Source organism: Neorhizobium sp. BETTINA12A (assembly GCF_023006485.1).
Taxonomy (GTDB): domain Bacteria; phylum Pseudomonadota; class Alphaproteobacteria; order Rhizobiales; family Rhizobiaceae; genus Neorhizobium.
In genome coordinates this window covers 1-8665 of sequence record NZ_JALBGW010000185.1, presented here as the reverse complement: position 1 = coordinate 8665, position 8665 = coordinate 1, and the positions used below count along the sequence as shown (strand labels likewise).

The 8665-nt window shown below is 61.3% G+C and carries 10 protein-coding genes; 9 read left to right on the top strand and 1 reads right to left on the bottom strand.

The annotated features are described in order from the left end of the window. The 9 genes from MOV61_RS26105 to MOV61_RS26065 all read left to right on the top strand — a co-directional run. A partial coding sequence (locus tag MOV61_RS26105) for an Mrp/NBP35 family ATP-binding protein (RefSeq protein WP_247138663.1) occupies positions 1 to 796 on the top strand: 796 nt, incomplete at its 5' end. 298 nt (positions 797 to 1094) lie between these two features. Beyond that, positions 1095 to 2066: a magnesium transporter CorA family protein gene (locus MOV61_RS26100; RefSeq protein ID WP_151041137.1), complete on the top strand. Its 972-nt coding sequence runs from the start codon at positions 1095 to 1097 to the stop codon at positions 2064 to 2066. A 12-nt stretch (positions 2067 to 2078) separates the two neighbouring features. Further along, a complete protein-coding gene (locus MOV61_RS26095; RefSeq protein WP_247138661.1) occupies positions 2079 to 3980 on the top strand; it encodes a potassium transporter Kup in 1902 nt (633 codons plus the stop codon). 169 nt (positions 3981 to 4149) lie between these two features. Beyond that, complete coding sequence (locus MOV61_RS26090; protein ID WP_247138659.1) at positions 4150 to 5304, top strand: cell wall hydrolase; 1155 nt, start codon at positions 4150 to 4152, stop codon at positions 5302 to 5304. A gap of 267 nt (positions 5305 to 5571) precedes the next feature. Beyond that, positions 5572 to 5937: an AtpZ/AtpI family protein gene (locus tag MOV61_RS26085; protein ID WP_247039629.1), complete on the top strand. Its 366-nt coding sequence runs from the start codon at positions 5572 to 5574 to the stop codon at positions 5935 to 5937. Positions 5938 to 5998: 61 nt separating this feature from the next. Next, positions 5999 to 6751, top strand: coding sequence for a F0F1 ATP synthase subunit A (locus MOV61_RS26080; RefSeq protein WP_038540360.1), 753 nt, complete (start codon positions 5999 to 6001; stop codon positions 6749 to 6751). Between the two features lie 68 nt (positions 6752 to 6819). Then, a complete protein-coding gene (locus MOV61_RS26075) occupies positions 6820 to 7047 on the top strand; it encodes a F0F1 ATP synthase subunit C (RefSeq protein ID WP_007774919.1) in 228 nt (75 codons plus the stop codon). An 86-nt stretch (positions 7048 to 7133) separates the two neighbouring features. Beyond that, positions 7134 to 7733, top strand: coding sequence for a F0F1 ATP synthase subunit B (locus MOV61_RS26070; RefSeq protein WP_080719266.1), 600 nt, complete (start codon positions 7134 to 7136; stop codon positions 7731 to 7733). A gap of 4 nt (positions 7734 to 7737) precedes the next feature. Beyond that, positions 7738 to 8223: a F0F1 ATP synthase subunit B gene (locus MOV61_RS26065; protein ID WP_038584139.1), complete on the top strand. Its 486-nt coding sequence runs from the start codon at positions 7738 to 7740 to the stop codon at positions 8221 to 8223. An 87-nt stretch (positions 8224 to 8310) separates the two neighbouring features. On the opposite strand, the gene MOV61_RS26060 is transcribed toward MOV61_RS26065, so the two are convergent. After that, positions 8311 to 8665 (bottom strand): ribonuclease HII (locus MOV61_RS26060; RefSeq protein ID WP_247138658.1); only part of this gene is annotated, 355 nt, incomplete at its 5' end.

Below are 8665 nucleotides of genomic sequence, written 5' to 3'. Positions count from 1 at the left end.
CGTGCCGGGCGTCGGCGCCATCATCGCCGTGGCATCCGGCAAGGGCGGCGTCGGCAAGTCGACCACGGCGGTCAATCTCGCGCTTGGGCTTCAGGCGAATGGCCTGCGCGTCGGCATTCTCGATGCCGATATCTATGGTCCTTCCGTGCCGCGCCTCCTGAAGATCACCGGCCGGCCGCAGCAGATCGAAAACCGCATCATCAAGCCGATGGAGAATTATGGGCTGAAGGCCATGTCGATGGGTTTCCTCGTCGACGAGGAGACGGCGATGATCTGGCGCGGGCCGATGGTGCAGTCGGCGCTGCTGCAGATGCTGCGCGAAGTCGCCTGGGGCGACCTCGACGTGCTCGTCGTCGACATGCCGCCGGGCACCGGCGACGTGCAGCTCACCATGGCCCAGCAGGTGCCGCTGGCCGGCGCGGTGATCGTTTCGACGCCGCAGGATTTGGCGCTCCTCGACGCACGCAAGGGCATCGCCATGTTCCGCAAGGTCGAGGTGCCGCTGCTCGGCATCGTCGAGAATATGAGCTATTTCCTCGCACCGGATACCGGCAAGCGTTACGATATCTTCGGTCACGGCGGGGCCAGGGCCGAGGCAGAGCGGATCGGCGTGCCATTCCTTGGCGAGGTTCCGCTGACGATCGACATCCGGGAACGCTCCGACGCCGGCACTCCGGTCGTGGCCTCCGATCCGCAAGGTGCCTCGGCCAAGATCTACCGGGAGATTGCCGCCAGGGTATGGGCCGAACTCGGCGGCCTCACTCCCCGACAGGCGCCGGCAATCGTTTTCGAATAAATATGCCGCGGCATTTTGGAATACCTCCCTGCCGCTGGTGGGGAGGCACTTTCGTGGGCGTTTCCGGTCAAGGCTTTGATGTAGGCCGCGAATCGTCTTGTTACTGAAGGCCCCTTGAACATATTCGGCCGGAGAGTCATGTTGCGGCGCCCACTGCGGGATTTGTACGGCTCTTGATTTTGACGGCGGCTGTCTCTATAGGCCCGTCCCGCCGGGGGCCGGCTGGCGGTCCCGGAACCAGGGAACCGGCAAGCCCGCTTCTCGTTCAAGGCCGACGAACTTCGGCCGGAGACCACGATTGATCAATGCCTATAGCGCCACTGGCTCGATGAAGACGCTTGCACCGGCCGAGGCGTTGCGACAGCTTGCCGACGATATCGTCTGGATCGATCTGATCGAACCGACGCCGCAGGAAGACGCCTATGTCGAAAGTCTCCTCGGAATTCAGGTTCCGACCCGCGACGACCTGAAGGACATCGAACCCTCGAGCCGCCTTTATATCGAGAAGGATTCCGTGTTCATGACCGCGTCGCTCGTCTGGCGCGCCGACGGCAAGGATCCGCAGCTCACCGACATCGCCTTCATCCTGTCCGGCAACCGGCTGATCACCGTGCGTTATGCCGAGCCGAAAAGCTTCCAGCTGTTCATCGCCGGCCTCAGCCGCCTCCCGGAGGCCGGGCGCGATGGTGCTACGCTTTTGGCAAAACTTCTCGAAACCATTGCCGATCGCACCGCGGAAATTCTCGAGCAGACCGTCGATCGCGTCGATGCACTGTCGACGGATATCTTCCGTGATCGCGGCAAGCGCCGGCCGCCGCAATTCCTGGAGCGTAAGCTTGCCGACATCGCCGAATACCATCGGCTGATCAGCAAGGTGCGCGACAGCCTCGGCTCGCTTGCCAGGCTATTGACCTTCCTGATGAACGTGCCATTGATCAGCCAGGACAAGAGCGACGACAACCTCTGTCGCACGGTGGCGCGGGATGTCGATTCGCTTTCGGAACATGCCTCTTATATCGCCGGCAACATCGCCTTTCTGCTGGACGCCTCGCTCGGCCTCATCAATGTCGAGCAGAACTCCATCATCAAGATATTCTCCATTGCGTCGGTCGTGTTCTTGCCGCCGACACTTGTTGCCTCCATCTATGGCATGAACTTTCATTTCATGCCGGAACTCGACTGGCATCTCGGATATCCGCTCGCGATCCTTGCGATGCTCATGTCCGCCATCATCCCCTTTTTCTTCTTTCGCTGGAAAGGCTGGCTTTAGGCCGGATATCCCATGGGTCACCCCGCTGAACATCACGCTGCCGAGAAAACCAAGGTCCAGGGCCTTTTTGCGCTCGCACTCGGCTCCGTCGGCGTCGTCTACGGCGACATCGGCACGAGCCCGCTTTATGCCTTTCGCGAAGCTCTGAAGCCGATTGCCCAAGACGGCGTCACCGAGCTTGAGGTCATCGGCCTCATCTCGCTGATGATCTGGACGCTGACGATCATCGTCACGTTCAAATACGTGCTCTTCCTGCTGCGCGCCGACAACGACGGCGAAGGCGGCACGCTTTCGCTGCTGGCACTTCTGACCAAGTCCGCCAACGGTCACAGGGCGCTGCTGATGCTGCTCGGCCTGATCGGCGCAGCACTCTTCCTCGGCGACGCGATGATCACCCCGGCGCTGTCGGTTCTGTCTGCAGTGGAAGGCCTGAAGCTGGTGGCGCCGTCGATGAGCCGCGCCGTGCTGCCGATCTCGGTCGGCATCCTGATCGGGCTTTTCGCCATCCAGTCGAAGGGGACAGGTCTGGTCTCCCGTTTCTTCGGGCCGATCACCGCCGTCTGGTTCATTGTCATCGGTGCCGGCGGCATCGCCCATATTTCGGATGACTATAGCATTCTGGCGGCTTTCAATCCGCTCTATGCGGTCGAATTCATGCTCAACGAGAACTTCGTGGGCATCGTCGTTCTCGGCGCAGTCTTCCTGACGGTGACGGGCGCCGAAGCGCTTTATGCCGATCTTGGCCATTTCGGCCGCCGGCCGATCCAGTGGGCCTGGTTCACGCTTGTCTTCCCGGCGCTGACCTTGAACTATCTGGGGCAGGGCGCTCTGGTGCTGAAGCATCCGGAGGCGATGTCCGACCCGTTCTACCTGATGTTCCCGCAATGGGCGCTGCTGCCGGTCGTTATTCTCGCGACCGCCGCAACCATCATCGCCAGCCAGGCGGTGATCACCGGCGCCTTCTCGCTGGTCCGCCAGGGTATCCATCTCGGTTACCTGCCGCGCATGCAGATCCAGTTCACCTCAGAGACCAATACCGGGCAGATCTTCCTGCCGTCGGTCAATACCCTGCTTCTGGTCGGCGTCATCGCGCTGGTTCTGGGTTTCGAAAGCTCGGATTCGCTCGCCACCGCCTACGGTATCTCGGTGACCGGCGCCATGGTCGTCACCACCCTGATGGCGTTCGAGTTCGTCCGGATAAAGTGGAAATGGCCGCAGACCTTCGCGATCTGTATTCTGGCCCCGCTTCTTGCCCTGGAACTGGTCTTCCTCGGCGCCAACCTGTTGAAGATCCACGACGGCGGCTGGGTGCCGGTGATGATGGCGATCATCTTCACGATCGTCATGTGGACCTGGAAGCGCGGCACCGCGATTCTGTTCGAAAAGACCCGTCGCATCGACGTGCCGCTCGAGACCTTCATTCCGATGGTCGAGAAGAAGAGCGATCATGCGCCGGTCTCCGTGCCCGGCGTCGCGATCTTTCTGACCAGCGATCCGGAAACCGCGCCGGCCGCCTTGCTGCACAACATCAAGCACAACCACGTCCTGCACGAAAAGAACGTCGTGCTCACCATCATCACGGTCAACAAGCCGCGTGTCTCGCTCGAGGAGCGGTTCAAGATCGAAAAGCTGTCGGACCGCTTCACGCTGATCGAACTGCGCTTCGGCTTCATGCAGTCCCATAATGTCTCGCAGGCGCTTGCCTATCTGCGCAAGACCGGCTTCAAGTTCGACATCATGTCGACCTCCTTCTATCTCGGCCGCCGCAAGCTGGTGCCGGATGCCGCTTCCGGCATGCCCATGTGGCAGGACCGGTTGTTCATCGCCATGGCCAATACCGCGACCGACCCGTCCGACTATTTCCATCTGCCCGCCAACCGCGTCGTCGAACTCGGCTCGCATGTGATCATCTGAGGCGCGGCATTTGGCGTGCCCTTCGCTGACATTGATGTGAATGTGCTAATTCAGGCCGGGTACCGGGCTTTTCGGCTGCCGGCGTTAACCGCTCATCAAGGTTAATGATTGATCTTCATCGGGTTCTTGTTGCCCTGTGGAGTTTAAGGTTTTGCGTTCGAAGAGCGTTTTGCGTCGCAGGTCCTCATCCGGACTGAGTGGATGGACTTCCCCGGCCGTCTTCGGCCTTGCCTGCTGGCTGATCTTTCCGTCCGCCCCGGCTCACGGCGATCTCGCCGATCTTCTGACCGGTTTCGATGGCGCCGAACAATGGCGCATGGTGCTGACCGATTCGCCGGCGGGCTCCATCCATCAGGCCTCGCTCGCTTTTCCCGGCGTCAAGAATGCCGTCTCCGGTAATGCCGGCCTTGAACTTCCCGATGGCCGCAAGATAGCTCTTGTTGACGAAAAACAGTCCTCCGATCCGCGCCCGGATGAAGACCGCGTCAACCGTGCCGCCAAGAAGGGCCGCATCGTCAGCGTCGAGCCCATGCAGCCGCCTAGGGCCTTTTCCGCCGGCTCCGTGCTGCAGCGTTCGAGTGCGCTCACTTCGCCCATCGAAGAGAAGGACGCGATGACAGCCTTCTTGAAGGCCGGCAAGAATGACGCTCCGGTAGAGCTCGCGTCCTTCTATTTCCGCAAGGATGAACCGAGGCGGGCAGAAGACGAGCTCATGCCGATGATCGCCAGCCTCATCAACAATCCGAATGCTGACGTGCTGGCCGCCGCCTATGCGCCGGCGGAACCCGATTTCGCCAAACAGTCACCGTTCGACGCCATTCTGACTGACAAGAAAAAGCCCGGCCGGTTCATCCCGCCGATCAGCGCCGATGACCATGCCTGGGCCGCAACCCCGCTGCCGCCCGATTCCTTCTCGGCCAAGCAGCAGCAATGCCTCTCATCCGGTATCTATTTCGAGTCGCGCGGCGAATCCGCCCGCGGCCAGGCCGCGGTCGCGCAGGTCATCCTCAACCGGGTGCGCAATCCGGCCTATCCGAAGACGATCTGCGACGTCGTCTACCAGAACGAGGACTGGCGCAACCGCTGCCAGTTCTCCTTTGCCTGCGACAATATCAAGGACCGTATCCGCTCAGAATATCATTGGACGATGGCCCGTGAAGTGGCGATGGCCGTGACCGCCGGCAAGATCTGGCTGCCGGAAGTCGGTTCCGCCACCCATTATCATGCGGTCTATGTCCACCCGGACTGGGCGCGCACGATGAAGAAGGTCGGCCGCATCGGCCTGCACGTCTTCTATCGTACCTATGGCGGCGGCTGGAGCTGAGCCGCTCCCTATCGCCGCAACAGGCAGCGATTCCCGCGGCAGTTTTACCCGACTTCGGTTGTATCGGTTTTAACCGGTTGAATTTGCTTGGTTAATTTACCTAGAACGAAGAACCTTGGACGCCTTGACTATAGGGGCGGGCAAAACTATGTTGCGCGCGACTTGAAAACGGGCCGGATGGCGCGAAATCCCTCGCTAACTGCAGTTTTTTGCGGTTGGAAAGCATAAAACCGGTTGTGCCGGAAGCAGAAATAGGGGAGGACGCACATGACGGATCACCGCGACGATGGTCTGGAAGAGCGCCGGAAGCGCTTGTCCGCGGAACTTGCGGACAGGAAGGCTGACGACGCGGCAGAGGCGAAGAGGGACGCGCAATCCGAGGAAAGCCGAAAAGGCATGGCCTTGGGCTTCAAGCTTTCCTCCGAGTTCATCTCCGCAGTCGCGGTGGGGGCTATTCTGGGCTTTTTGCTCGACCGTTTTGCCGGCACCGCGCCGTGGGGGATGATTGTTCTTCTTCTCCTCGGGTTCTGTGCCGGTGTGTTGAATGTGCTTCGCTCCGTGGGAAAGGTGGCTCCGTCGCCGCTTATCACCGGGCAAAGCGGCAAGGATGAGAAGGGAAACGGTGGCCGCTGAGGCTCTGCTTCCTGAATGAAAATTGGGCCGACCTGGCGCGGCTAAGGACAAGAGGTAGACGGTGGCAAACGATCCGATCCATCAGTTCCAGATCAGCAAGATCGTTCCGATCCAGATCGGCGGCATCGACTTCTCCTTTACCAATGCGTCTCTGTTCATGGTCGCCACCGTCGCCTGCGCCGCCGGCTTCCTGTATTTCGCCACTTCGCAGCGCGGCCTGATCCCCGGCCGGGCGCAGTCGGTCGCGGAAATGTCCTATGAGTTCATCGCCGGCATGCTGCGCGAAGGCGCCGGCAGCAGCGGCATGAAGTTCTTCCCGCTGGTCTTCTCGCTGTTCATGTTCGTGCTGACCGCCAACCTGCTCGGCATGTTCCCGTATTTCTACACCATCACCAGCCAGATCATCGTCACCTTTGCGCTGGCGCTGCTGGTCATCGGCACCGTCATCGTCTACGGCTTCTACAAGCACGGACTGCACTTCCTGCAGCTCTTCGTGCCGAGCGGCATTCCCGGCCTGCTGATCCCGCTGGTCGTCGCCATCGAAGTCATTTCGTTCCTGTCCCGTCCGATCTCGCTGTCCGTTCGTTTGTTTGCGAACATGCTGGCCGGCCATATCACGCTCAAAGTGTTCGCAGGCTTCGTCGCCTCGCTCGGAACCATGGGCGCACTGGGCGTCGGCGGCGCAGTCCTGCCTCTCATCATGACGGTCGCCCTGACCGGTCTCGAATTCCTCGTCGCCTTCCTCCAGGCTTACGTCTTTGCGGTGCTGACTTGCATGTACCTCAACGATGCGATCCATCCCGGCGGGCACTAAGGATAACCGACATTGGCGTCCTGAGGCGTCAGTCATCAGCCGCAACAACCATTTCGAAGGAGTTTCTCATGGAAGCGGAAGCAGCAAAGTTCATCGGTGCAGGCCTGGCTTGCTTTGGCATGGCCGGCACGGCTCTTGGCCTTGGCAACATCTTCGGCAGCTACCTGTCGGGCGCTCTGCGCAACCCGTCCGCCGCTGACAGCCAGTTCGGCCGTCTGGTATTCGGCTTCGCCGTTACGGAAGCTCTGGGCATCTTCTCGCTGCTCATCGCTCTCCTGCTCCTGTACGCAGTCTAAGATCTGTCCAGGAAATATCGGATCGCGGCCGCTTCTCAAACAGCGCGCCGTGATCCTTCGCATTTGGAATACACCTGGAGGTGATGATGTTCGTGACCTCGGCATATGCGCAAACCGCGCCGGCCGCTACTGATCCGCATGCCGCGCCTGCTGGCGAAGCGCATACCGAAACCGGCGCTGCCCATGGCGGCGGCGTCTTTCCGCCGTTCGACGCGACCCATTTTTCGTCGCAGCTGCTCTGGCTCGTCATCACCTTCGGCCTCTTCTATCTTTTGATGAAGAAGGTCATCGTTCCCCGCGTCGGCGGCATTCTCGAACACCGCCACGACCGGATCGCTCAGGACCTCGACGAGGCCGCCCGCCTGAAGGCGGAAGCGGACGCTGCCGTCGAGACCTATGAAAAGGAACTGGCAGCTGCCCGTTCCAAGGGACACAAGATTGCCGAAACCGCTCGCGAGGCCGCCAAGACCAAGGCAGCCGCCGACCGCACCGCGATCGAGGCCGAACTTGCCGGCAAGCTCGCTGCTGCCGAAACCCGCATCGGCGAAATCAAGGCAAAAGCTTTTGCCGAAGTCGGCCAGATTGCCGAAGACACCGCCACCGCCATCGTCGATCAGCTGATCGGCGCCAAGGCGAGCGGCGACGACATCAAGGCTGCAGTCGCAGCCGCGAAGACGGAGGCCTGACCCGATGGCATTCGATGCAACATTTTTCGCATTCGTCGGCCTCGTTCTCTTCCTGGCCCTGGTCGTTTACCTGAAAGTGCCGGGCATGATGGCGAAGTCGCTCGACGAGCGCGCCGCCAACATCAGCAAGGAACTCGACGAAGCCAAGCGTCTGCGCGAGGAAGCGCAAACCCTGCTCGCCGAATACCAGCGCAAGCGCAAGGAAGCCGAAGCGGAAGCCGCACAGATCGTGGCTGTCGCCGAGCGTGAAGCAGCGGCCCTGACCGAGGAAGCTCGCCAGAAGACCGACGAATTCGTCACTCGCCGCAACGCGCTTTCCGAACAGAAGATCAAGCAGGCGGAAGCCGAAGCGATCGGCGCCGTACGCGCTGCCGCAGTCGACCTCGCCATCGCCGCTGCCCAGAGCGTTATCGCCCGCAAGGCCGATGCCTCCACCCAGGACACGCTCTTCAAGGACGCCGTTGGCAAGGTGCAGTCGCGATTGAACTGATTTCAGTCACATAAGACTTCCAAAAGGCCGGGCGAAAAACCCGGCCTTTTTTTGTTTTTGGGGAATGAACGAAGGGCCTGCCGCGCATCAAGTCTCCGACAGCTCGTCCTTCTTCAGTGGCCGAAAGCTCATCCGGTGCAGCGAGCACGGCCCATGCGCCTCTATACCGGCGCGGTGCTGCGCCGTCCCGTAACCGACGTGATTGGCAAACCCGTAAGCCGGGAAAACCAGGTGGGCGCGGGTCATCATCCGGTCGCGGGTGACCTTTGCGATGATCGAGGCCGCGGCAATCGACACGGAGCGGGCATCGCCCTTGATGACCGCCTTGCCGGGGCAGCAGAGGCCCTGCGGCACATCGCGGCCGTCGGCGAGCACATAGGCCGGGGTGACGGCAAGCCCCGCCACGGCGCGGCGCATGGCATCGTGGCTGGCGCGCAGGATG

What these genes read in the sequence shown, in the direction of transcription:
- MOV61_RS26095 (WP_247138661.1), top strand. Translation starts at nt 2,079, where the DNA reads ATGGGTCACCCCGCTGAACATCACGCTGCCGAGAAAACCAAGGTCCAG.
- MOV61_RS26085 (WP_247039629.1), top strand. Translation starts at nt 5,572, where the DNA reads ATGACGGATCACCGCGACGATGGTCTGGAAGAGCGCCGGAAGCGCTTG.
- MOV61_RS26075 (WP_007774919.1), top strand. Translation starts at nt 6,820, where the DNA reads ATGGAAGCGGAAGCAGCAAAGTTCATCGGTGCAGGCCTGGCTTGCTTT.
- MOV61_RS26070 (WP_080719266.1), top strand. Translation starts at nt 7,134, where the DNA reads ATGTTCGTGACCTCGGCATATGCGCAAACCGCGCCGGCCGCTACTGAT.
- MOV61_RS26065 (WP_038584139.1), top strand. Translation starts at nt 7,738, where the DNA reads ATGGCATTCGATGCAACATTTTTCGCATTCGTCGGCCTCGTTCTCTTC.